This is a genomic window from Gaoshiqia hydrogeniformans (genome assembly GCF_049347105.1).
GTDB lineage: Bacteria > Bacteroidota > Bacteroidia > Bacteroidales > Prolixibacteraceae > Gaoshiqia > Gaoshiqia hydrogeniformans.
The window spans coordinates 4,528,761-4,553,037 of the sequence record NZ_CP186334.1 but is presented as its reverse complement, the minus strand read 5'-3'; the positions used below and the strand labels follow the sequence as shown (position 1 = coordinate 4,553,037).

Below are 24,277 nucleotides of genomic sequence, written 5' to 3'. Positions count from 1 at the left end.
GGATTAAAATTTAAAATGACTGTTCATTTATAAAAAATCCCAGTTAAAACTATAAAAAACATTCATTCATAAAATTTTCTCAAATTATATTTAATGGAAAATCTGATTTTTTTATATTTGATTTCATTAAACAAAATTCAATTAAATCTTTAAAACTTTCTGTTATGAAAAAAATGTTACCTCTATGTTTAAGCATACTTTTTGTGCTTATTTTCTCAAATTGTGCAACAATTATTCACGGTACAAAACAATCAGTATCGATATCAAGTAACCCGACGAAGGCAATGGTTGTTATTAATGGTCGTGATGAGGGAAGAACCCCTATCACCGTTGACCTTTCCAGAAAAGATCACCACACAGTTCAAATTAATTTGGATGGCTATTTGCCATATGAAACAAAATTTACACGTAAAGTTGACGGATGGATCGCAGGAAATATTGTTTTTGGAGGATTAATTGGATTAGCTGTTGATGCTATCTCTGGAGGTATGTATAAATTAACACCTGATCAAATTGACGCAGATCTCAAGAACGGCAATCATAGTGTGATCCAAAATGAAAATGGTATGTATCTGACCATAGTGATGTATCCAAACCCCAATTGGGAAAAAATTGGGCAACTTGAAGTCATGAACTGACTATAAAATCTCTCATTTTCAATACACCTTGCAGTCGATTGCTGACAAGGTGTATTGAAATAACAATAATAACCGGAGTTCTGCTCAGGTTTTAATCGATTCATACGGAATTGTAAACAAACTGATAAATTTTCGAATCAGATAACCCAAAAAAAGAACTTTCATCTTTCACACTGTTTTTTTCAATTTCTTTTCCTCCTCGTATTTCCACCGGTTCGCCTTTTGCCTCAGCCCAAAAAATGTTTACTTTTGTCGGACTTTGAAATTCAGCATAAAAGCATTATACGATGAATATTTCATACAAGTGGTTAAAAGACTACATTGACACGGACCTTCAGCCCAAAGAACTGGAAAACATCCTCACCCAGATTGGACTGGAGGTGGGTAGTATTGAAGAAATTGAAAGCGTAAAAGGAGGACTGCGCGGCTTGGTGATCGGGCAGGTGCTTACCTGCGAAAAGCACCCCAACTCGGATCACCTGAGCAAAACCACGGTTGATGTGGGCAAGGGCGAAATCCTGCCCATTGTTTGCGGGGCGCCAAACGTGGCCGCCGGTCAAAAAGTGGTGGTCGCCACCGTTGGAACGGTTTTATACGACGGCGACCAGGAATTTCAGATCAAGAAATCAAAAATCAGGGGCGAAGCCTCCGAAGGAATGATTTGTTCGGAAGAAGAAATCGGGCTGGGGCACGATCGTGCCGGCATTCTGGTTTTGCCCGACGACGCCGTTGCGGGAACTCCTGCCAGCGCCTACTTTCGCGTCGAATCTGATTATTCCATCGAAGTGGACCTGACGCCAAACCGGATCGACAGTGCCTCACACATCGGCGTGGCCCGCGATCTGGCCGCTTTCCTGAAAAAAACACAGGAAGTCAGTTATAAACGGCCATCGGTTGAAACGTTTAAAACGGATGATCATTCACTGGAGATTCCGGTTGAAGTGGTTAATCCCGAAGCTTGCCTGCGCTATGCCGGCGTAACCATCAGCGGGGTAGAAATTAAAGAATCGCCCGACTGGCTGAAAAACCGCCTGAAAACGATTGGACTGAACCCGATCAACAATGTCGTGGACGTGACCAACTACGTGCTTTTTGAAGCCGGACAACCTTTACATGCTTTTGATGCCGACGAAATTACCGGGGGAAAAGTTGTTGTAAAAACCATGCCTGCCGGAACAAAATTTATCACCCTCGACGAAGTGGAACGCGAACTGCACCCCGATGACCTGATGATTTGCAATACCCGGGAAGCCATGTGCATCGGCGGTGTGTTTGGCGGCATCCAATCCGGAGTTAAAGAGTCGACCAAAAATATTTTTCTGGAATCGGCCTGTTTTGATCCGGTTTTCATCCGGAAAACAGCGCGTCGCCACGGACTGAACACCGACGCTTCATTCCGTTTCGAACGCGGAACCGACCCCAACGGCGTACTTTATGCCCTGAAGCGCGCCGCCCTGCTGATTAAAGAAGTGGCCGGCGGTAAAATTTCGTCAGAAATTGTGGACGTCTATCCAAACCCTGTTGCCGATTTTAAGATTGATGTCAGTTATGCAAACATCAAACGCCTGATTGGAAAAGATTTAGGCGCCGAAACCATAAAAAAAATCCTGACCGCACTGGAAATCAAAATTGAAAACGAAAGCGAAAGCGGGCTGTCGCTGGCGGTACCTCCCTACCGCGTCGATGTAAAGCGCGAGGCCGACGTTATCGAAGAAATTCTGCGTATTTACGGGTATAACAACGTTGAAATACCCACACAGGTAAATGCTTCGCTGCAATATTCCGTGAAGCCCGACCCCGTAAAAATCCGTAACCTGATGGCCGACATGCTTTCAGCGCAAGGCTTTAATGAAATCTGGTCGAATTCGCTGACCAAAACGTCGTATTACGAAAACCGAACGACCCTTGCCGCCGAAAACACCGTTAAATTGTTCAACCCGCTAAGCGCTGATTTGGGCGGTATGCGGCAAACCCTGTTGTTTGGCGGCTTGGAAGCCATTGCCTATAATGCCAACCGCCGTAACGGTGATTTGCGTTTGTACGAATTCGGTAATTGCTACCACTGCACCGGCACAGAACTAATTGAAAACCCTCTGAAAAATTATTCCGAAGAAGAGCACTTATCCCTTTTCATCTCGGGGCAAAAAGAACGCGAAAGCTGGGCCATTCCGCAAAGCGGCAGCAGTTTTTTCCAGCTTAAAGGTTATGTAGAAAACCTGCTGCTAAAACTTGGACTGAGGGCCGAAAACCTGAAATCGGAAGATATCAGCACAGAGTTGATTTCGGAAGGCTTGGTTTTATCTACCTCAAACGGGCGAAAGCTGGTAGAATTTGGCATCGTGCATAAAAAACTGCAAAAGGAATTTGAAATTGAAAATCAGGTGTTCTATGCCGACTTTTTGATGGACCATCTCCTGCTGGAACAAAAAAACAACAAAACGCTCTTTGCGGAACTTCCCAAGTACCCCGAAGTACGTCGCGACCTGGCCTTATTGATTGACAAACAGGTTCGGTTCGCACAAATCCGCGATCTGGCTGTAAAGGTTGAACGCAAATTGCTGCGTTCGGTCGGTTTGTTCGATGTATACGAAGGCAAAGGGATCCCGGAAGACAAAAAATCGTATGCCGTCAGCTTTATTTTGAGGGACGATGAAAAAACCCTCAACGACAAGCAAATCGACAAGATCATGCAGAAGCTGATTTTTACGTTTGAAAAAGAACTCGGAGCAAAGCTCAGATAAACCATACAAAGCCATCGGGTTATCCGGTGGCTTTTTTGTTGTGATTACAAAATAGCTAACTGCCTGCACAAACCAATGACCAATGACCAATGACCAATGACTAATGACTAATGACTAATGACCAATGACCAATGACTGATTATTCAATACCTCGTTAAAGTATGACCAATACGCAGAAAGGAATATTATACGCTTGCATCACGGCGGTTTTTTGGGGGTTTCTGGCCATTAAACTTAAAATCGCGGTTCAGAAAGTAGAACCGCAAACCATTGTCTGGTTCCGTTTTGTGGTCGCTTTCTTTTTTCTGGTCCTGTGGCAGTTGTACCGGGCCCCCCAAAGCCTTAAAATTCTTGTCCGCCCTCCCTGGCTCCTTGTTTTGGCAGCCATTGCCCTCTCGTGGAATTACCTGGGCTTTATGCTGGGCATCCATTATACCAGCCCGAGCAATGCGCAACTGGTCATCCAGGCCGGACCAATTTTACTGGCGCTGGCAGGCATTCTGTTTTTTAAAGAACGGATACGGATCCCCCAGTTCATTGGTTTTGCACTGGTTGTTACCGGTTTTGTTATTTTTTACAACCAGCAACTAAGCCTGATGACCGGACAGGAAAAACAATATCAACTGGGAATCTTGCTCACCTTAAGCGGCGCCGGCGCCTGGGCGGTGTATGCTGTACTGCAAAAGAAACTGGTTCAGCAATATACGGCCGGCCTGCTGAATTTATTTTTGTTTGGGTTTCCGGTACTTGTATATCTGCCTTTTGTCAATTTTTCATCCCTTTCCGGATTAAGCTGGGTCTGGTGGCTGCTGCTTTTGTCGCTTGGATTAAATACCTTATTTTCATACCAGTATCTCGCTATGGCTTTGCATTATGCGGAGGCCAATAAAATCAGCATCATCATTTTGCTTAACCCCATCATCACTTTTATAACGATGGGAATTTTCACCGAATTAAACGTATCATGGATTGAAGGCGAGCGCTTTTCACTTTACTCGCTGCTTGGAGCAGCCATTGTTTTTACCGGCGCGGTACTGGTTGTCAGGAAAGGACGTAAGAAAACAGAAAGCCCCTCATCCTGACAGATGAAGGGCCTGAGTTAATTATTCGTATCTGACCAGTCGCTATTTTCGCCCGGTAACATCTACCAGAACAAACGACCTCGGGTTTAATGCCAGGCTAAGTTGGTTGCCTTTCAAGGCGGCTTTGCTGTTTTGCGGAACAATATTCTCCGGCTGATCCAGGGTATTGTACTGCATCAGGTTTTGATCGGCCAACTCGGTCAGCAAGGCTTCTTTAACCGCCGGTTTCATTCCCTGAAATTCAACAAGCATCTCTTTGGTCACCGACGAGGCATTAACGATTTTCAAATAGATATGCCCGCTGTTTTTATCAATCGATGCGCTGGCATACAGGCTGTCCTGTCCGGCGATCACTTCATTCCCGAGCAAAACAGGCAACACATGGGTCCCGCTGTGTGTCGAATACATTTTTTGCACATAATAATTTGGTGTCGCTACTGCATTCAGATTGTCGAACCAGATCAGGTCGGGACGCCATTGCCAGGCATCGACATGCGCAAACAGGGGAGCATACGAAGCCATATGTACGACATCGGCATTACGCTCCAGACCGGTCATAAAAGCTGCTTCCGACAGGGCCGCCAGCCAGCAGTTGCTCGATGTTGCATCCTTGATATTATCATTGCGTACATGACTGGCATATTCGCCGGCAAAAACCTTCAGCCCGCCGCGCTCGTAGCTGTCGTAACGCCGGGCATTATTGAAAAACCAATTGGGATCCTTGTAGTAGTGTTCGTCCACCAGGTCGGCCTGCCGTCCTTTCAGTTCGTTCCAAAGATAATCAAAGCGGTCGCCCTCGGCCGACGGGCCGGAACCTGAAACCAACTGAATTTCGGGATACCGTTCCCGTACAGCCGCGGCAATCAGATCGTAACGCTCCAGGTATTGATGTCCCCACTGTTCGTTCCCGATGCCGATATATTTTAAATTGAAAGGTTCCGGATGCCCCATATCCGCCCGCAATTTTCCCCATTTGGTTGAAACATCGCCATTGGCAAATTCGATCAGGTCGAGTGCGTCCTGAATGTAGGGATCCATCTCGTTAAGCGGAACAAGTTCGCCGGTATTGTATTGACAGGCCATTCCGCAATTCAGGATGGGAAGCGGCTCAGCGCCCAAATCTTCCGACAGCACAAAATATTCGAAAAAACCCAGACCGAATGACTGAAAATAATCGGGCGTATGGCGGTGCATAAACTCCGTATTCCAACGGTTGATGATTAATTCGCGGTCATGAATATCACCCACCGTTTTTTTCCATTGATAACGCAAATCCAGGTGATGCCCTTCCACCACACAACCACCAGGAAAGCGCAAAAAGCCCGGTTTCAGGTCGGCCAGCAGTTGGGCCAGATCCGAACGCATGCCGTTAACCCGTTTCTTAAAGGTATTGACAGGGAAAAGCGACACATAGTCGAAATCAACCGTTCCCTCCCCTTTCAACGAAATTCTCAGTCGTCCTTTGGCCGAAGCAGCCGTTGTCATAATGACCAGTTCCTTCATGTTCCAATCCGTTGCCAGGCCCGACACAACGGCTTTACCAATTGGTTCACCGGCCTCATTGAGCAATTCAACCAGCAGCGACAAGTCTATCCCGTCTGCTGCTTTTGAGCCAAGCACCAAGCGATATTCTTCGCCGGCATGCAGGCCCATTCCGCGAAACCCTTGGTTTTCGATATAATTTGCATTTTCCCCCGCCAGCGAAGAAAGCCGCAGAAAGCGATGTTCCTTTCCGTCAATTGTTTCGTTAATCACCTGTACCGAATCCCGAAACGGCACCTTCCATCCGGCAAAGGGATCGGGAAATTTAAACGAACGGTTTTTGACCAACTCGGCATAAATACCGCCATCGGCGGCAAAGTTGATATCTTCAAAGAAAACTCCCCACATGGTGGGTGCAATTTCGGCAGTCGGCCTATTGGCATAAACCGTGATTTTTGACTGGGCAAATACCTGCAATTGCAGGAAAAAAGTCAGAATAAAAATTCCGCTTGCTATTGTTTTTTGCATCGTTATGAGTAGTTAAATGGTTTCATTTAGGTATCCATCCGTAACCAGGACAAACGATAAAAGTAATGAATACTTTTCTAAAAAGAAAACAAGATTGCCGAATATTGCCGGCTTCGCCCCGGTTTGATATCCCGTATCGCAAAATTCAACGATGAACCGGTGCTCAGTCTCATAATCAGTATACAGTTGAGATTTTACTTGGGAGAACCAAGAATCAAGAACCAAGAATCAAGAACCAAGAATCAAGATCCAAGAATCAAGATCCAAGATCCAAGTTTCGAGTTATCAAATTTCAGGTCTTCGCAGCTTGTGACTGAACACTGCAACTTCCTCCCGTTCTCACGTCCGTTCTCCATTCTCCGTTAACCGGTAATTCCCCTTTGCCCTTTGCTCTTTGCTCTTTGCCCCACGCTCCAATGACCAATTATCCAATAACTATTGACATCCTCGGTCTTTACATCAGGCATCGCACGACCGTCATTTTTTGGCTGAAAAAAACAATTATTAAACTGACATTTATATCTTAGCAAAAAAGAATCACGTTCCTCAGACGCATTCGTCCCGGGAAATAAACAGTTTTTTGTTGAGAAATCGGTTGGTTAAAAAGGTAAAAACGATTACTTTATCATTATTTTTAACCAAAATTAAAAGAAAGTCTATGAAAACAAGATTGCTCGCGGCAATAGTTCTGGTGTGTTGCATCACCGGACTTGCCTTTTCGCAACAAACATCATACTACCAGTCTGTTTCTGCTGAGCTTCATCAGGCAAAAGAGCTGTATACGGGCAACCAATTTGTTTCGGCCCGGGAACAATTTGCAGCAATAGCCGCCAAAAGCGAGCCCGGTTCTGAAATCCAGGCCGAAGCCATGTTCTATGAAGCGATTTGTGCCTTGAAGCTGGAATCGAAAAACGGTTCTCCGCTGATGGAAACCTTTCTTCAGAAATATCCGGAAAGCGCATATACCGACAAAGCCTGGTTCGAACTGGGAAATGCCCGTTTTAAAAACAAGCAGTATCAACCCATGTTACAGGCTTATCAACACGTGAGCCTTTCTGCGCTGAGCCGGGATGAACAAGTCAAAGTCAGTTACCAAAAAGGATATGCCCTGTTTCAAACCGAGCGTTACACCGAAGCCGAACGCGAATTTGTTAAGGTAAAAAATACCAATCACCGGCTGGCGGCGCCTTCGAACTATTACTGGGCCCATATCCGGTACATGAACGATGATTTTGACGCTGCCCTGGCCGCTTTCGATCAACTGAAAGACAACCCGGCTTTTGCCCCGGTCATCCCGTTCTACATGAGCCAGATCTATTATAAACAAGGAAATTATGCGAAAGTGGTTGAATTTACCGAACCGCTGATGAAAACGGCTGACAAACAGCAAATCGCCTCCCTGTCGAAAATCTTAGGGAGTTCGTATTTTCACCTGAAACGCTTTTCGGAAGCCATTCCCCATCTCGAAACCTACTTCAGGACAACAAAAAGCCTTCAGCGTGACGAGAATTACATGCTTGGCTATTGCTATTACACGACCGGCCGGTACCAGGAAGCCATTGCCCCGCTGGAACATGCCTCCAAGGGAAAAGACGAACTGGCCCAGAACGCCTATTACACGCTGGCCGATTGTTACATCAAATCGGGCGATAAAAATAAAGCGCGCGTTGCCTTTGAAGCGGCTTCGGAGATGGATTTCAACCCGGAGATCAGCGAAGATGCGCTTTTCAACTTTGCTAAAATAACCTACGAGCTGTCGTACTCTCCGTTTAACGAAACCATCAAGGCTTTTGACAAATACATTTCGCTTTACCCGAATTCGGGAAGGAATGACGCGGCCTACGATTACCTGGTACAGGTTTATATGAGCACCAATAACTTTAAAGATGCGGTGGCCTCTATTGAAAAAATCAGGGTAAAGACCCCCCCGATCCGAAAAGCTTACCAACGCGTCAGCTATTATCGCGGACTGGAACTTTTCAGCAACCTCGAATATCAGCCCGCTATCAACCATTTTGATCTGTCGCTGGCCAACGGCGAATTCAACCCGGCACTGAAAGCATCGGCCCTGTTCTGGAAAGCGGAAGCAAACTACCGTTTGGAAAACTATCAGCAAGCCGCCTCTGGTTTTAACAGCTTTTTACAATCGCCCGGAGCGCAAACAACACCCGAATACCAGTCGGTACATTACAACCACGGATATGCTTATCTCAAACTTGCAAATTATGAGCAATCGGCCGCCTCGTTTCGAAAATATATCGATTTAAACAGGAACAGGCCCAGCGAAAAATTAGGCGACGCCTACAACCGGCTGGGCGATTGTTATTACATCAACCGCGACTACAGGAACGCTGTGAACAGCTACGAGCAGGCTTACGCTCAACGGACCTACGACCCGGACTACGCCCTATACCAGAAAGCGCTGAGCCTAGGAATCCAGCGCGAACAGGAACAAAAGATCAGCAGCCTGCGCAGCCTGTTGCAAACCTTCCCCCAATCGGCCTTTGTCGACGATGCCTTGTTCGAACTGGGACGGACTTACGAGCGAATGAATGAAAACCAGGTGGCAATCGGTTATTACCGGGATTTGCTGAAAGAATTTCCGCAAAGCAGCTATCAGCCAAAAGCTTTATTGCAGCTTGGCCTGATCTACTACAACATGTCGGATTACAACAAAGCGCTCGACTATTACAAACAGGTGGCCGAGAAATACCCGAATAGTCCGGAAGCCCAGTCGGCGATGCTGGGAATAAAGAACAGTTATGTCGAATTAAATAATGTGGACGCCTATTTTGCCTACGCCCAACGGTCGGGCCAGGGAATACGGATATCGGTATCGGAGCAGGATTCTCTCAGCTACCTGACTGCCGAAAAGCTGGTGATGAACAAAGATCCGCAGGCGCGCACCCAACTCGAACGTTATCTGCAACAATACCCCTCAGGCAGTTTCAGCCTGAACGCCCGCTTTTACCTGGCCGAAGCCAAATATAACTCCGGTGAATTTTCATCGGCCTTAGCCGACTACGAATTTGTTGTCAATAAATCGGATAATATATTTACAGAGCCCGCGCTTGGCCGGGTGGCCGAACTGGAATACAATGCCGCCAATTACGCCAAAGCGCTCAGCTATTACGAACGTCTCGGAAAAATATCGAACACCAAATGGAACCTACTGAAAGCCAGGGCCGGCATCATGCGTTGCCACTACCAGTTAGCCAACTACCAGGCTTGCGCCGAATCAGCCGGTCTGGTGCTCAGTTCCGACAACCTGACCGATGTATTAAAACGCGAAGCTAACTACAAGCTGGCCAAATCGTATTACATGACCAAAAATTTCCAGCAGGCCCTGCCCGTCTTCTCGAAGCTGGCCGAAGACACCTCATCCGAAGAAGGAGCCGAATCAAAATACCGGACCATCGAAATACTTGTCAGCCAAAACAAACTGGAACAGGCCGAAAACGGGGTGATGGATTTTATTTCGAAGAATACGCCTCACCAGTTCTGGTTAGCGAAAAGCTTTATCCTGCTGGCCGATATTTACCTGGCACGGGGCGACGAATTTCAGGCCAAACATACCCTGAAAAGCATTGTGGAAAATTACCCGGAAACAGGCGACGGAATCATTGAAACGGCAGGAGCCAAACTGAAAGACCTGGAAAGAACGGAACAACAAAAGCAGCAGCAGAAAGACAGCCCGATGCAAATTGATATCAATCAAAAATAATTCAAAAAGAGACGATTATGAGAAGCTCATTCAACAAATATATATTTCTGTCAGTCTTTATCGGTTTAACCGGACATGCCCTGGCGCAGAAAGATACGACCCAACTGCACAAAGAAGTTGAAGTGGTGAAGGCCTACCAGCCAAGCATCTCGGATGCTTTCAAAATCAACGATATTCCGCAAATCAACCCGGGAAATACCGAAAAACCGACATTTGAATACCGAATCAACCCGCAGCCGGTGTTCACCACCTTTACGGTTGAACCGGTACAGGCAGCGCAGATGACCCGGGAGCCAAAAGAAAAGTTAACAACCGGCATGGTGAAAGCCGGTATCGGGAACTACCAAACTCCTTACGGCGAGCTGTTTTTGAATGGTCAACCGTCCAAAAACACCACCCTGGGCCTGCACCTCAGGCACCTCTCGTCGAACGGGAAGATCAAGTTACTGAACGACGATAAAGTGAAAGCGCCGCACAGTGACAACCTGGCTGAATTTTATACGAAACACGTCATCGGAAAATCAACCCTGTCAACTAAGGTGTTTTTCGAACAGAAAGCATTCCGCTATTACGGCTATGCCGGCGATTCGCTTTCAAATACAGCTAAAAACGCCATTTTCCCCTTGTGGGACGCCAAACAATCTTTTTCGCGGGGAGGGCTGAGTCTCGGGCTAACGGGAAACGAAGACCCGAAGGCCGACTTTCGCTTCAAAAGCGGGTTTAATTACCAGTATTTTGGTACGAAAACCGGGCAAAAGGAACACCTGGTAAAACTGAACGGTTTACTCGACAAAAAGCTGGAACTGTTTACGGGGCAGCTTGGCATCGGTTTAACCTTCGTTAATGCCGACAGTATCTTAAACCAAACCTACAACGGCTTTGGAAACAGGCAGGAAATGATCTTAACACTTAAACCGTCGGTTTTCTTTGAAGGCGATATCGCCAGTTTGCGGGTCGGAATTAACAGCTATTCGGTCACTGACAGCGATACCGACGGCGATTACCTGTTGACCCCAAATGTGAAGGGAGAATGGTTCCCGATTCAGGATGTACTGACCCTTTATGCCGGCCTTGACGGATACCTGGCGCATAACCATTATTCAGCGGTTGCCGCCGAAAATCAGTTTGTCAACCCGTATCACGATATCAAAAACGCCAAATACCGGTATATCCTGACCGGAGGCGTCAGAAGCAAGCTTAGTCCGCGTTTTCATTTGGGGTCCCGGATCGACTATGCCAATATTAAAGACCAGCATTTCTATATTTTAAACGACAGCCGGATCCTGTCGACCGGCGAAACCACGCGTTCAAATACCTTTGACGTGCTTTATGACAAGCTGAACCAACTGACCATCGGGGCGGAGTTGTTCTATGCCGCTACCGATCAGGTAAGTTTGTTGCTGAAAGGAAAATTCCATTCCTACAACATGAACACGCTGGACGAAGCCTGGCATAAACCGGCCTACGAAGCAACCACATCGCTCAACTTCAGGCCCAACGGCCCCTTGAGCATCACCGCCGACATTAATGTGATCAGCGAACGGAAAGCGCTCATCCGGACTTCGGTGTACGACACTGAGGGCGCAACCGAACCCAGCGGGCTTGAACAAACGGTATTTACCCTTGAACCGGTTCTCGATCTGAACTTTGGACTGAACTATCAGTACTCAAAGAACCTTAACTTTTGGGGACAGGTCAATAACTTTTCATTTCAGAAATATGAAAGCTGGCTGGGCTATGCAAACAAGGGTTTAAACCTGCTTGTAGGACTCAGTTTTTCCTTCTGATTTAACTAAACGTTTTACAAGAAGAAAAATCTGAAAGACATACAAAAGTCAGACCTTCAACTAACTGATTTACAAGATATTAATTTTCAACTATCTGTTGAAAACTTTGAGAAGTAATCCGGAAATTCCTGATTGCTTTTAGCATATTTTTGCTATATTTGCATGTTGTGCGCAAGAGGCGATGACTATTGATTATATAACTGATAATCATTCACCTGTTCAAACATCAACCCAAACTTTAAAAAGGAATTTTGGCGATTATTTTTCCGAAATGAATACAGGTTGCCCGTCTCCTGAAAAGGATGAGCAAAAACAGATTTTGAATAAACCAAACAAGTAAAAATAGATGAGCGAATTAGAGAACAAGTCAGTAAGCGGAAACGGAAACGGCAATTATTCGGCAGACAGTATTCAGGTACTGGAAGGTTTGGAAGCCGTCAGGAAACGTCCGGCGATGTATATTGGCGATGTAAACGAAAAAGGACTTCACCACCTGGTTTACGAGGTGATTGACAATTCGATTGACGAAGCGTTGGCAGGTTACTGCGACAACATTGAAGTCATCATAAATGAAGATAATTCCATCACGGTCAAAGATAACGGCCGTGGTATTCCTACCGAAATTCACACCAAAGAAAACCGGTCGGCGCTCGAAGTGGTTATGACCGTGCTTCATGCCGGCGGTAAATTCGATAAAGACAGCTATAAAGTATCCGGGGGTTTGCACGGCGTGGGTGTTTCGTGCGTAAATGCCCTGTCGATTCACCTCAAGGTTGAAGTTTTCCGGGAAGGAAAAATCTGGATGCAGGAATTCAGCATCGGGAAACCGCTTTATGCCGCAAAGATCGTTGGCGAAACCGACAAAACCGGCACGCATGTCACGTTCAAACCCGACAATAGCATCTTTCTGACAACAGTTTACAAGTACGAAATTCTTTCGGCCCGCTTGCGTGAACTCGCGTTCCTGAATGCCGGGATCAATTTGAGTTTACTTGATCTGCGTCAAATCGACGAAGAGGGTAATCCCAAATTCGAACGGTTTTATTCGAAAGAAGGCCTTAAAGAGTTTGTCGAATACCTGGATGCCACCCGCGAACGGCTGATTGATGAAACCATTCATATTTCGTCGGAAAAAGGCGATGTACCTGTCGAGATTGCCTTGCATTACAATACCTCGTTTACCGAAAACATCCATTCGTACGTAAACAACATCAACACCATAGAAGGCGGGACACACCTGACTGGTTTTCGCAGGGGGCTGACCCGTACCTTGAAGAATTATGCCGAAACATCGGGCATGCTCAGCAAGCTGAAGTTCGACATCAGCGGCGATGACTTTCGCGAAGGCTTGACTGCTGTGATCTCGGTTAAAGTGCAGGAACCGCAATTTGAAGGTCAGACAAAAACCAAGCTGGGCAACTCCGAAATCAGCCAACCAGTTGATCAGGCGGTGAGCGAGATGCTTTCAAATTACCTGGAAGAAAACCCGAAATCGGCAAAAGCCATTGTCAACAAGGTCATCCTGGCCGCCCAGGCCCGCCACGCTGCCCGTAAAGCGCGCGAACTGGTTCAGCGTAAAAATGTCCTTTCGGGAGGTGGGCTGCCTGGTAAGCTGGCCGACTGTTCAGACAAAGATCCGGCAGCCTGTGAAATTTTTCTGGTAGAGGGCGATTCGGCAGGCGGCACGGCCAAACAAGGACGAAACCGCCGTTTTCAGGCCATCCTGCCCTTACGCGGTAAAATCCTGAACGTTGAAAAGGCGATGCAGCATAAAGTTTATGAGAGTGAAGAAATCCGCAATATCTTCACGGCATTGGGCGTAACCATCGGGACAGAAGAAGACTCGAAAGCGGCCAACCTGGAGAAATTGCGTTATCACAAGATCATCATCATGACCGATGCCGATGTGGACGGAAGCCACATTGACACGCTGATCATGACCTTCTTCTTCCGCTATATGAGGGAGTTGATTAAAGACGGTCACCTTTACATTGCCACTCCGCCGCTCTATTTGGTAAAACGGGGCAAACGCGAACAATACGCCTGGGACGAACAGCAACGCCTGCGCCTGATTGACGAACTGGGCGACGGAAAAGAATCGTCGGTGCATATCCAACGCTACAAAGGTCTTGGAGAGATGAATGCCGAACAGCTTTGGGAAACCACCATGGACCCCGAACGCCGGACCTTACGGCAGGTAACCATCGAAAATGCAGCAGAAGCCGATCACATCTTCAGCATGCTGATGGGCGACGAAGTTCCGCCGCGCCGCCAGTTTATCGAAGATCACGCGATTTACGCAAATATTGATGCCTAAAATAAACCCAGGGTGCCATCCGTCAAACCGGGTGGCATTCTGCTTTCTAACCCTTAAGAATTGATTTATGATGAAAATCTGTGTCTTTTCATCGTCAAGCAACGCACTTGACCAGATATACGTGGACGAAGCCATCAAACTGGCCCGGCTGATCGGTCAAAACGGGCAAACGCTGATTAACGGCGGCGCCAACGTGGGCCTGATGGAACGGGTATTGGAAACAGCAGCCGAAGCTGGCGCAAAAACTATTGGCGTGATCCCTGAAAAATTGAAAGGACACAACCTGGTTTCGGAGAATGCCCAAAAATTAATTGTTTCGAAAGATATGATGGAACGTAAAGCCATCATGCGCGAACTGGCAGACGCATTTATCGCGCTTCCCGGCGGATTCGGCACCCTGGAAGAAATACTGGAAGTAATCACCTTAAAACAACTCGACTACCACCATAAAGCCATCGTTTTTCTGAATACGAATGGTTTTTACAATGATTTATTCCGTCAGTTCGAACGCTCATTCGAAGAAAATTTTGCCAAACCCTCGTACCGCGACCTTTATTATATTGCCCGGAACAGCGAAGAGGTCATCAGCTATCTGGCCTCTTACACGCCGCCTGCCCCGGTAAACAAGTGGTACAAAGTGCCTGAAAATAACCGGTAAATCCTATTCGCAGTGCCAGCGGATCGTTTGCTCAATGGCCCTTACACAAACAGGACAAAAACCTTTTGCTTCGTTGCTTTTCATCCGGCAATCCATCACCGGACTGTAAATTCCCTTATCTGAATAGCCGCCGCCTTCAAATACACCTACAATCTTCGAAAACTTATTTTCGCGTGGCGTTGGTACCGGCATTTCGCTGTCAAGCAAATCTTTCCATTTGCTGTCAAAATTTACCAGCGTTGTAATATTGGGCTCCCAGGGTTCCAGTTTTTTATTATAAAACTCATCGTAAGCAACAGCCGACGAATAATACTCATCGGCCAGACCGGCAAAGCCGTGGCCAAATTCATGGACCATCACCTCGGGCGATTTCGCATGGTCAACTGTCGTTATGGTGAGGAAATTATAAAAACCGCCGCCGCCATACTGTTCACTGTTCACCAACACGCAGATGTGATCGTAAGGAACCAATGCCGCCGCATCGTAAACGGGTTTCATTTCTTTGGTAGTCAGGTACCGGGGCGTATCGAAGGTGTAAAAGGTAGATCCAAAAGCCGTATTCCTGTATATATTTTCTCCGGGAATATCGGTTCCCGACTGCAGCGAAGGAACATTTACGGCATAAATATTAAAATCCTGTTTATGCTGACTGAACGGCTGGGCGCTAAACAAAATTTCAACCATCCGTTCCGCATCTGCCATAAACTTTTGCATCTCTCCCCTGGTATATCCTTCCGGCAAAAATACCACATCCACTTTCTGATCGGGGCGCCCGTTTTTCAGCAGTTCTTTTACTTCATAATCGGGCAACGCTTCTCTCAGGATGAAATAGTCGTCCGGATTAATTTCCAGTGAAAGCAATTCGCGATATTCTCCCTCCCAGTCCCGGTACTCAATGGTAAAACGAATTTCGTTTTTTGGAAAAGGAATTACCGCTGCCTGGTAATAACTCCGCTTCATCTCTTTAGCCTCCCCGGTTGTTTGCCACTCCTGAAAAAGCGGGCAAAAACCTTTTAAAAAAATCAAGCCGCCGCTCTTTAAATCAAAAACCCGGTAGCGGTAAGTCCCATAATCCTGCTCATCAATCAGGCGGGTATGCGATCCGCCGTAATAAGGCTCCTTCTTCATTTGCTCAATAAAAACCACAGCAGAACTGTCGGTACCACCCAGAAGGTAGTCAATTCTAAGCGAACTGTTTTCAAAATAAGTTGAATAATTTACCTTTGCGTAAAGCAGGCAAGGCGCTGCCAACAGCAGAAGTATAACGTATAATGTCCTCATACGGCGTGCTTTTTTATTGTTTTTAAAACTATAAAACTAATTACAAATTTTCAAAAAAGATCTGCAACACGAAGATGAAGCAATTAAAAGACATTTTCATTGATTTATTTCAGCAATTGAATTTTACGGACGACTGGACCATAATTTTGGCCATCGCTGTTTCCCTGGTCGTTCTTTTTCTGGTATCAGCCCTGGTTCAAATGCTTACCCGTGTGGTAATCATCCGAATGATTTACCATTTCATTAAAAGAACAAAAACCGAATGGGACGACTTTCTGATTAAACGAAAGGTTTTCAGCATTCTGGCCCATCTTCCCTCTGCTTTTATCATCTACTCGTCGTCGGGTTTTTCAGAAATTGAACCGGTTTCCGCCGTCTTAAACGGCTTATCCCGGATCTATTTTGTTTGCATCTTTACTATCGCGGTGGTAAGCACGGCCAACGTGATTAACGATATTTACCAAACCACCCCCTATGCCGCAACACGTCCGATTAAAGGCTACATCCAACTACTCCAGATTCTATTTATTTTCATATCAACCATCATTGTTATCAGTATCCTGATCAACAAATCGCCCTTGGGCCTGTTTGCCGGATTGGGGGCAATGGCTGCCGTTTTGCTTTTGATTTTTAAAGACACTATTCTCGGTTTTGTGGCCAGTATCCAGCTATCGATGAATAATATGCTGAAACCGGGCGATTGGATCGAAATGCCCTCGCACCGGGCCGACGGAACGGTCATTGATATCAGCCTGACAACCGTCAAGGTTCAGAATTGGGATAAAACCATCACCACCATACCTACTTACGCCCTGGTTTCCGAGTCGTTTAACAACTGGGCAGGCATGGAAGAATCGGGAGGGAGGAGGATCAAACGGTCGATCAATATTGATATGAAAAGCGTCCGTTTTTGTGATCAGAAATTATTGGAAAAACTCAGCCGGTTTCACCTGCTGAAAGATTATATCGCCCGGAAAGAAGCTGACATTGCATCATACAATCAAAAACTTCAACTTGATGAAGGAGATTTGTTTAACGGCCGCCGGCAAACCAATCTTGGCATATTCAGGGCATACCTGCAAGCCTATTTGCGCCAAAATCCGAATATACACCAGGAAATGACCTTTCTGGTCAGGCAATTGCAACCAACAGAAAAAGGAATCCCCCTCGAAATCTATGTTTTCAGCAGAGACCAGCAATGGGCTAATTATGAGGGAATTCAGTCGGATATCTTCGACCACATACTCGCGATTCTGCCTGAATTTGATTTACATGTCTTCCAAAACCCAAGCGGGAACGATATCAGCAATTTCATCAGACAAACAGCATCAAAAAATAGTTAATAACTTCAAATGATATTCGCGTGGGGAACTTCAATTATCATTGAGAAATAGAAAAAAATATTCTACATTTGCTGCCCGAAATTGACTAGAGATTTTTATCAAATTGATGAAAATACTTTCAATTTATTACAAACAATGTGTTTTAAAACTATTATTATTAGCAAATGTCATTTTTTAGTACATTTACGTTAATAAATTTTGAAAAAGAAAATTTTAACTCCTATGATGAATCAAGATTATATTGAACCGCTACCGCAAATTGATGAGCTCGACGAAAAAATTCTGCGCCTGATCACCAAAAACGCGCGTATCCCCTTTCTCGAAGTTGCCCGCGAATGCGGCGTTTCCGGTGCGGCAATTCACCAGCGTGTACAGCGGCTTTTAAACCTGGGAGTTGTCTCCGGAAGTGAATTTATTGTCAATCCGTCGAAGCTGGGTTATAATACCTGCGCATACATGGGCATTTATCTTGAAAAAGCAAAGTATCATACCCAGGTGGCGGAAGCTTTACGCACAATTCCCGAAATTGTTGAATGTCACTATACAACAGGTCAATACGCCATTTTCATCAAAATTCAGACAAAAACAAACAAGCACCTTAAGAAACTGATTGATGAAGATTTGCAGGAAATTGAAGGAATTGCCCGTACTGAAACCTTTATCTCCCTGGAAATGGATTTTAAACGCCAGGTAGCCATCAAGTAAAAGCAATAAAACAAAATAAATGAACCGCTCTCATTGGGGCGGTTTTTTTTGTTTTTATAAAAGGCATCAATAAAAAAACTCCCCTGTTCCGGGGAGTTCCGAGCATATAAAAGAGCGACCACACGTTCAAGCTATTCGTCGCTTTTATATTCAAAAGCATACGACTCATTGTGCTGGCTAATATCCAACCCCACTTTCTCGGCCTGAGCCGAAACACGCAGTGGCACAATTAAGTCTGTTATTTTATACATCAGCACAGATCCGCCAAATGTGAAAACGCCTACGATCAGCAAGGCCAGCAAATGATACAAAAAGGTTTCCGTTTCACCGTGAATAAGCCCCACTTCCTGCGCAAATACGGCTGTTAACAACATCCCGACAATACCTCCCATCCCGTGTGCCGGAAATACGTCCAACGTATCATCCAGCCTGGTTTTTGAACGTAACGCAATGGCATAATTACTGATCATCGATGCAGCAACGCCGATAAAAATGCTTGAACCTACGCTTACAAAGCCAGCCGCCGGAGTAATGGCCACCAAACCGACCACCAAACCGATCGCGGCACCCATTCCCGAGGGATTTTTTCCTTTGGCCATGTCGAGAAACAGGTAAGCCAGCATCCCCGCAGCCGATGCCGTATTGGTATTCATCAGCGCCAATGCGGCAACAGAGTCGGCAGCCAATGCCGATCCGGCATTAAAACCAAACCAGCCAAACCAAAGCATACCAGCGCCCAACAAAACAAAAGGAATGTTCGCCGGCCTGAATTCTTTATTGAACTCTTTTCGTTTTCCCAGGAAAATGGCGCCTGCAAGCGCTGCAAAACCGGCTGACATATGTACAACCGTACCTCCGGCAAAGTCAAGCACACCCCAATTCCGTAAAAAGCCATTCGGATGCCAGGTCCAGTGACACAAGGGTGCATAAATAAACAAGGTAAACAAAACCATGAACAACATATACGAACGGAAACGAACCCGTCCGGCAAAGGAACCGGTAATCAAGGCCGGCGTAATAATCGCAAACTTTAACTGGAACATGGCAAACAGAGCCAAGGGAATTGTCGGGCTTAAATCTGCATGAGTAGCTCCGTTCACACCCTTAAACATGAAAAAGGTAGCTGGGTTACCGAACAGACCAAAACCTTCTGGGCCAATACTGTCACCGAATGCCAGGCTGAAAGCAACAAGCACCCAAAGCACACTGACCAGGCCCATCGCGATATAGCTTTGAAGCATGGTTGACAGAATATTTTTGGGCTGAATCATCCCACCGTAAAAAAAGGCGAGACCCGGCGTCATCAATAAAACCAGAGCGGTTGCCGTCAACATCCAGGCAACATCGCCCGGAACCAAATTTGGGTCGTCTAAACCACCAAAATCACTGGGCACCAATACCCCAACAAGGCTTACTACAATCAGCAGCAAAAGCATAAAAAGCCAACTCAAATTAGCATTTTTCATCATGGCAAAATATTTAATATACCTACAATTACCGTGGAAAGTCAAATAAAATATCTTCAGCTAATATCATTTTGACATCATTACATCGACAAAAATAGCATTTTAAAATAAATATTAAAAATTTACAGCATTTTTGATATATATTTTATCTATTTATTAACACATTAACTAAAATACCTGGATTTGGGTTTAAAAATTCGCTGAATAACAACAAGTTAAATCGGCTTCCGAAATCATCGGATATCAGAAGGAATGATTACCACAGTATTTTATTCCTTTTTGCTAAATTTTGCCTATTTTTATCTCAAGCAATAATTTATCAGACAACCAAAATGACACTACGTAATAATCTGGACCAAGTAGACCTGCACATCCTCGAGATCATCACAAAAAATGCCAGGATACCTTTCAAAGATGTGGCCGCCGAAGTGGGTGTTTCACGCGCTGCGGTGCATCAACGCGTCAACAGGATGATTGAATTAAATGTGATCACCGGATCGGGTTACCACATTGATCCGAAGAAAGTTGATTACAAAACCTGTACTTACGTTGGAATTTTTCTTGAAAAAGGAGGTTTTTACGAAGATGTCGCGACAAAACTCCGCGAAATCAACGAGATAGTCGAATGTCATTATACAACCGGACAATACGCCATTTTTGTGAAGGTTTATGCCCGCGACAACGAACATCTGAAAGAAATTCTCAGCGAAAAAGTTCAAAAGATTCCCGGCGTTTCCAGTACCGAAACGTTTATTTCGCTGGAAGAAACATTTAAACGGCAGGTGCAGATTAACCTGTAACGGCTGTCCGCTGCCGGACCACTTCGTACACGAGCAAACCGGCAGCCACCGATACATTCAGCGATCCGATTTTTCCCAGAATGGGTATCTGTACCCGTTCGTCTGCCAGGTCGAGGATCTGCCGGTCAATACCCGAATCTTCGGCCCCCATGATGATGGCTACCGGGCCGGTATAATCTGTCTTGACATAGTTATCTGACGATTTTTCGGTTGCGGCAATCACTTTTAAGCCCGACTGCTGCAAATAAAGTACGGCTTTTCGTAAATCCCGCGTCCGGCAAACGGGCACCAGGTGCAGCGCGCCGGCAGATGTTTTCACCGCATCGGCATTAATTTGTGCTGCTCCTTTTTCGGGAATAAGCACGGCATCAACACCGGCACATTCGGCCGTTCGTACGATGGCCCCAAAGTTGCGGACATCAGTTACCTGATCGAGTACCAGGATCAGCGGGTTTTTCCCCTCTTCGAAAAGGGTCGGCAGGTAATTCTCAATATCATAAAAAGTTATCGGGGAGATAAATGCGATGACGCCCTGGTGATTTTTCCGGGTGATCCGGTTAATTTTTTCAAGCGGAACAAACTGGAAGGGAATCTGATTCTCCCGGATCAAATCAAACACTTCTTTATACAACTCGCCTCCCTCTCCTTTTTTCAGGAGCACCCGGTCAATTTCTTTGCCCGAATTGATCGCTTCCATGACGGCGCGAATGCCAAAAATCAGGTCTTCGTTTTTTTTCTGTATTTGATTCATGTTACCAGTTTTTTTGTTGCAGCAGAGATTCATATTCTTCGTGATAGTTTTCCCATTGTTCCATCACGTTTTCCAGTTTCGATTTCAACTGTTCGTACTTTTCAAAGATACCGCTATCGTCAATCAAATCCGGATTGGCCAGTTTTTCGTCCATCCGGGCAATTTCGTCTTCCAGTCTGGCAATATCGGTCTCCGCCGATTCAATATTTTTCTCCAGCCGGGTCATATTTTTGTTGATTTCTTTTCTTTCTTCGTAGCTCAGCTTGTTTTCTTCCGTCTTTTTCTTCTCTGTCGCGACCGGCTCCTGGGTTACTTTGCTTTTCTGCTCCAGTTCCCGCAGCGATTCAAGCTTTTTCTTTTGCAGGAAATCGTATATTCCACCCAAATGCTGTTTTACTTTTTTGTTCTTGAACTCGTAAACGCAATTCACCAGTCCATCCAAAAATTCACGGTCGTGAGAAACCAGCAACACCGTTCCGTCATAATCGACCAGCGCCTGTTTCAACATCTCTTTTGAACGCATATCCAGGTGGTTGGTCGGCTCATCCATCACTAAAAAATTCACCGGCTCAAGCATCAGGCGAATCATGGCCAAACGGGTACGTTCACCTCCCGACAACACTTTCACCTTTTTGTCGACATCCTCGCCCGAGAACATGAATGCGCCAAGAATATCGCGGATTTTTGTACGGACATCGCCTACGGCAATCTGGTCAATGGTTTCAAGCACCGTGAGGTTTTCGTTCAGCAAGTGCGCCTGGTTTTGTGCGAAATAGCCGATTTTGACATTATGCCCGATTTTCATCTCGCCGGTGTACTCCAATTCATTCAGGATCACCCGGGCCAGGGTGGTTTTTCCTTCACCGTTTTTTCCCACGAAGGCTACTTTTTCCCCGCGTTCAACCGTCAGGTGGATATCGTTCAGAACCAGCAAGTCGCCGTAGCTTTTCGACAGGTGTTTACAATCGGCTACTACCGTGCCCGATCTTACGGCAGGCGGGAACTTAATTTTTAAGCGGGAATTGTCTTCCTCGTCAATTTCAATACGCTCCAGCTTATCCAGCATCTTCGACCGCGATTGTACCTGTACCGCCTTGGTGGCTTTATACCGGAACCGCTCGATAAACTGTTCCGTTTCTTCGATCAGCTTTTGCTGGTTGCGGTATGCCGCCAGCTGTGTTTCCTTGTGTTCTTTTCGCAGTTCGAGGTAGCGGCTGTAGTTTGCCTTATAGTCGTAAATACGGCCGAGCGAGATTTCAATGGTCCGGTTTGTCACCTGGTCCAGGAAAGCTTTATCATGTGAAACCATCACCACGGCCCCGCCGTAATTGGACAGAAAATCCTCCAACCATTGAATCGACTCAATATCCAGGTGATTGGTGGGCTCATCCAACAAAAAAATGTCGGGTTTTCGCAGAAGTATTTTAGCCAGTTCGATCCGCATCCGCCAACCGCCGCTAAACTCAGAAGTTTGCCGGGTAAAATCATTCCGTTCAAAACCAAGACCTTTCAGGGTTTGCTCAATTTCGGCGTCCATATTCTCGGCGCCTACCATCTGATGACGGTCATTCAGCTCGGTCACCCGGTTGATTAGCTGCATATAACTTCCCGATTCGTAATCTTCGCGCGTGGCGATTTCCTTATTTAACCGGTCAATTTCATTTTTCAGGTCAAGAATTTCATCAAAAGCTTTTTTGGCTTCTTCAAAAACAGTTTTGGTATCCGAAACAGTCATATGCTGAGGCAAATAGCCAATACGCAGGTCCTTCGGACTTGAAATTGAACCTTCTGACGGAAGCTGCAATCCTGAAAGTATTTTTAAAAGTGTTGATTTTCCGGCTCCGTTCTTGCCCACCAAACCAATCCGGTCTTTAGGCGTAATTAAAAAAGAAATTCCTTTAAACAGATCAAACCCGCCGAAACTAACAACCAACTGATCAACCGATACCATAGCTACAAAAATTGAAAACGCAAAGATAACAGAAACATCGGGACTAAGGTCCAATGATCTGCATCCGGGTAAGGAAATCGCCTATAAACTTCATTAAGATACACTACCGCTTATGACTGGCCGGAATCAACCACTTTAAAAAAAAGCTTACTTGAGGGGGGTCAGTTACAAAGACCAGATAACCAATTGCGGACTAATACTTTTGCAGATTGATTAGCTGCATTTCCGACCCCGAAGGCAGCGATATTTTCAACTCGCCGGATGTCAGGTTGGCAACTCCTGTAACGACCGAGCCATCGGCCCGGGACCACTGCACCGTGTACACGCCGCTAAGGCCGGATGGAATCAGCACAGCCAGTTGCTGAAGGTTTTCGTATCCCAACAATTCGCCGTTCACAATCAGCAAACGTTTTTGTCCCTGGTCGGCATCCACAACATCGACAAAATAGGTATAGTTGTAATAGAGGTTCTTCGGACGGTAAACTTCCCCTCCGATCTCTCCGGTTTCTGTATGAACATCAATCTCCTCCCGGGACAGAGCAGGCGATATTGTTTCTGCCTGTTTCAAGCCGGTCATCACCTGAACAAACGGCTGGGACTGAATGGTAGTATTCCGGGGCAGAGCGTCAAATCCGCTCAACGCATTGGCCAGCGCTTCGGCATAACCTTGCTGGAAATCTTTTGAACGCCCTTTGCCTTCGTTCGTCCACACGGTCCGGTTCTGACAATCTTTCAGGCTAACTTTCAGTACATTTTGAAACATATTCGATACTTTCTCCAGATCGACAGTAAGCGCCTCGCAATAATCAGCCGGGCGCTCGCTCGTTTCAAAAACCGATTTGATGGACTTTGAGTTGAAAATCTGCTGCAGAGCCGAACTGACCCCGTACGGATTAAAACCACTGCCAATGCCGGGAAAACCTGTCGGGATAATGACATAGTGATAGTTTGACTGGGCAAAAGACCCGATCCCTGCCAACAAAAACAAAACGGAAAAGATATATTTTTTCATAAAATAAAATT

General features: G+C 45.9%; 16 protein-coding genes. 10 read left to right on the top strand and 6 right to left on the bottom strand.

The features are described 5' to 3' along the window. Nucleotides 1–164: 164 nt before the first annotated feature. The 3 genes from ACOIT5_RS18145 (at nt 165) to ACOIT5_RS18135 (ending at nt 4,461) form a co-directional block, all read left to right on the top strand. Nucleotides 165–638, top strand: coding sequence for a PEGA domain-containing protein (locus ACOIT5_RS18145; protein ID WP_423127580.1), 474 nt, complete (start codon nt 165–167; stop codon nt 636–638). 287 nt (nt 639–925) lie between these two features. Beyond that, nucleotides 926–3,379, top strand: coding sequence for a phenylalanine--tRNA ligase subunit beta (gene pheT, locus ACOIT5_RS18140; protein WP_423127579.1), 2,454 nt, complete (start codon nt 926–928; stop codon nt 3,377–3,379). Between the two features lie 161 nt (nt 3,380–3,540). Then, nucleotides 3,541–4,461, top strand: coding sequence for a DMT family transporter (locus tag ACOIT5_RS18135; protein ID WP_423127578.1), 921 nt, complete (start codon nt 3,541–3,543; stop codon nt 4,459–4,461). 42 nt (nt 4,462–4,503) lie between these two features. On the opposite strand, the gene ACOIT5_RS18130 is transcribed toward ACOIT5_RS18135, so the two are convergent. Further along, the gene (locus tag ACOIT5_RS18130; RefSeq protein ID WP_423127577.1) at nt 4,504–6,471 is read right to left on the bottom strand and encodes an alpha-L-arabinofuranosidase C-terminal domain-containing protein; all 1,968 of its coding nucleotides are present in this window, start codon (nt 6,469–6,471) and stop codon (nt 4,504–4,506) included. A 658-nt stretch (nt 6,472–7,129) separates the two neighbouring features. On the opposite strand from ACOIT5_RS18130, the gene ACOIT5_RS18125 reads away from it, so the two are divergent. From ACOIT5_RS18125 to ACOIT5_RS18110, 4 genes are all read left to right on the top strand, one after another. Beyond that, complete coding sequence (locus ACOIT5_RS18125) at nt 7,130–10,195, top strand: tetratricopeptide repeat protein (protein ID WP_423127576.1); 3,066 nt, start codon at nt 7,130–7,132, stop codon at nt 10,193–10,195. A 17-nt stretch (nt 10,196–10,212) separates the two neighbouring features. Further along, nucleotides 10,213–11,982 (top strand): hypothetical protein, encoded by a 1,770-nt coding sequence (locus ACOIT5_RS18120; RefSeq protein WP_423127575.1) that lies wholly within the window; start codon nt 10,213–10,215, stop codon nt 11,980–11,982. Between the two features lie 346 nt (nt 11,983–12,328). After that, nucleotides 12,329–14,299, top strand: a complete 1,971-nt coding sequence (gyrB, locus tag ACOIT5_RS18115) for a DNA topoisomerase (ATP-hydrolyzing) subunit B (RefSeq protein WP_423127574.1) — start codon at nt 12,329–12,331, stop codon at nt 14,297–14,299. A 67-nt stretch (nt 14,300–14,366) separates the two neighbouring features. Next, entirely contained in the window at nt 14,367–14,957 is a 591-nt protein-coding gene (locus ACOIT5_RS18110) for a TIGR00730 family Rossman fold protein (RefSeq protein WP_423127573.1), read from the top strand. A gap of 3 nt (nt 14,958–14,960) precedes the next feature. Here ACOIT5_RS18110 and ACOIT5_RS18105 read toward each other — a convergent pair whose 3' ends face one another. Next, complete coding sequence (locus ACOIT5_RS18105; RefSeq protein WP_423127572.1) at nt 14,961–16,238, bottom strand: M64 family metallopeptidase; 1,278 nt, start codon at nt 16,236–16,238, stop codon at nt 14,961–14,963. Between the two features lie 74 nt (nt 16,239–16,312). On the opposite strand from ACOIT5_RS18105, the gene ACOIT5_RS18100 reads away from it, so the two are divergent. Beyond that, nucleotides 16,313–17,581 carry a mechanosensitive ion channel family protein gene (locus tag ACOIT5_RS18100; protein WP_423127571.1) on the top strand — a complete coding sequence of 423 codons (1,269 nt, stop codon included), beginning with the start codon at nt 16,313–16,315 and terminating at the stop codon, nt 17,579–17,581. 222 nt (nt 17,582–17,803) lie between these two features. Next, nucleotides 17,804–18,286, top strand: a complete 483-nt coding sequence (locus ACOIT5_RS18095) for an Lrp/AsnC family transcriptional regulator (RefSeq protein WP_423127570.1) — start codon at nt 17,804–17,806, stop codon at nt 18,284–18,286. A gap of 131 nt (nt 18,287–18,417) precedes the next feature. Here the strand turns inward: ACOIT5_RS18095 and ACOIT5_RS18090 are convergent, their stop codons facing one another. Further along, entirely contained in the window at nt 18,418–19,755 is a 1,338-nt protein-coding gene (locus tag ACOIT5_RS18090; RefSeq protein WP_423127569.1) for an ammonium transporter, read from the bottom strand. Nucleotides 19,756–20,084: 329 nt separating this feature from the next. Here ACOIT5_RS18090 and ACOIT5_RS18085 point away from each other — a divergent pair, with 329 nt between their 5' ends. Further along, the gene (locus tag ACOIT5_RS18085; RefSeq protein ID WP_423127568.1) at nt 20,085–20,552 is read left to right on the top strand and encodes an Lrp/AsnC family transcriptional regulator; all 468 of its coding nucleotides are present in this window, start codon (nt 20,085–20,087) and stop codon (nt 20,550–20,552) included. Here ACOIT5_RS18085 and rlmB read toward each other — a convergent pair. The 3 genes from rlmB to ACOIT5_RS18070 all read right to left on the bottom strand — a co-directional run bounded on the left by rlmB (nt 20,542) and on the right by ACOIT5_RS18070 (nt 24,266). Next, nucleotides 20,542–21,303 carry a 23S rRNA (guanosine(2251)-2'-O)-methyltransferase RlmB gene (rlmB, locus tag ACOIT5_RS18080; RefSeq protein WP_423127567.1) on the bottom strand — a complete coding sequence of 254 codons (762 nt, stop codon included), beginning with the start codon at nt 21,301–21,303 and terminating at the stop codon, nt 20,542–20,544. The two genes, ACOIT5_RS18085 and rlmB, sit on opposite strands and share 11 nt — an antisense overlap. 1 nt (nt 21,304) lies before the next feature. After that, the gene (locus tag ACOIT5_RS18075; RefSeq protein WP_423127566.1) at nt 21,305–23,254 is read right to left on the bottom strand and encodes an ABC-F family ATP-binding cassette domain-containing protein; all 1,950 of its coding nucleotides are present in this window, start codon (nt 23,252–23,254) and stop codon (nt 21,305–21,307) included. Nucleotides 23,255–23,447: 193 nt separating this feature from the next. Beyond that, nucleotides 23,448–24,266 (bottom strand): hypothetical protein, encoded by an 819-nt coding sequence (locus ACOIT5_RS18070; protein ID WP_423127565.1) that lies wholly within the window; start codon nt 24,264–24,266, stop codon nt 23,448–23,450. Nucleotides 24,267–24,277 lie beyond the last annotated feature (11 nt).

Excerpts from the sequence above, each read along its gene's own strand:
- ACOIT5_RS18145 (WP_423127580.1), top strand. The coding sequence starts at position 165 with ATGAAAAAAATGTTACCTCTATGTTTAAGCATACTTTTTGTGCTTATT.
- pheT (WP_423127579.1), top strand. The coding sequence starts at position 926 with ATGAATATTTCATACAAGTGGTTAAAAGACTACATTGACACGGACCTT.
- ACOIT5_RS18135 (WP_423127578.1), top strand. The coding sequence starts at position 3,541 with ATGACCAATACGCAGAAAGGAATATTATACGCTTGCATCACGGCGGTT.
- ACOIT5_RS18130 (WP_423127577.1), bottom strand. The coding sequence starts at position 6,471 with ATGCAAAAAACAATAGCAAGCGGAATTTTTATTCTGACTTTTTTCCTG.
- ACOIT5_RS18125 (WP_423127576.1), top strand. The coding sequence starts at position 7,130 with ATGAAAACAAGATTGCTCGCGGCAATAGTTCTGGTGTGTTGCATCACC.
- ACOIT5_RS18120 (WP_423127575.1), top strand. The coding sequence starts at position 10,213 with ATGAGAAGCTCATTCAACAAATATATATTTCTGTCAGTCTTTATCGGT.
- gyrB (WP_423127574.1), top strand. The coding sequence starts at position 12,329 with ATGAGCGAATTAGAGAACAAGTCAGTAAGCGGAAACGGAAACGGCAAT.
- ACOIT5_RS18110 (WP_423127573.1), top strand. The coding sequence starts at position 14,367 with ATGATGAAAATCTGTGTCTTTTCATCGTCAAGCAACGCACTTGACCAG.
- ACOIT5_RS18105 (WP_423127572.1), bottom strand. The coding sequence starts at position 16,238 with ATGAGGACATTATACGTTATACTTCTGCTGTTGGCAGCGCCTTGCCTG.
- ACOIT5_RS18100 (WP_423127571.1), top strand. The coding sequence starts at position 16,313 with ATGAAGCAATTAAAAGACATTTTCATTGATTTATTTCAGCAATTGAAT.
- ACOIT5_RS18095 (WP_423127570.1), top strand. The coding sequence starts at position 17,804 with ATGATGAATCAAGATTATATTGAACCGCTACCGCAAATTGATGAGCTC.
- ACOIT5_RS18090 (WP_423127569.1), bottom strand. The coding sequence starts at position 19,755 with ATGATGAAAAATGCTAATTTGAGTTGGCTTTTTATGCTTTTGCTGCTG.
- ACOIT5_RS18085 (WP_423127568.1), top strand. The coding sequence starts at position 20,085 with ATGACACTACGTAATAATCTGGACCAAGTAGACCTGCACATCCTCGAG.
- rlmB (WP_423127567.1), bottom strand. The coding sequence starts at position 21,303 with ATGAATCAAATACAGAAAAAAAACGAAGACCTGATTTTTGGCATTCGC.
- ACOIT5_RS18075 (WP_423127566.1), bottom strand. The coding sequence starts at position 23,254 with ATGGTATCGGTTGATCAGTTGGTTGTTAGTTTCGGCGGGTTTGATCTG.
- ACOIT5_RS18070 (WP_423127565.1), bottom strand. The coding sequence starts at position 24,266 with ATGAAAAAATATATCTTTTCCGTTTTGTTTTTGTTGGCAGGGATCGGG.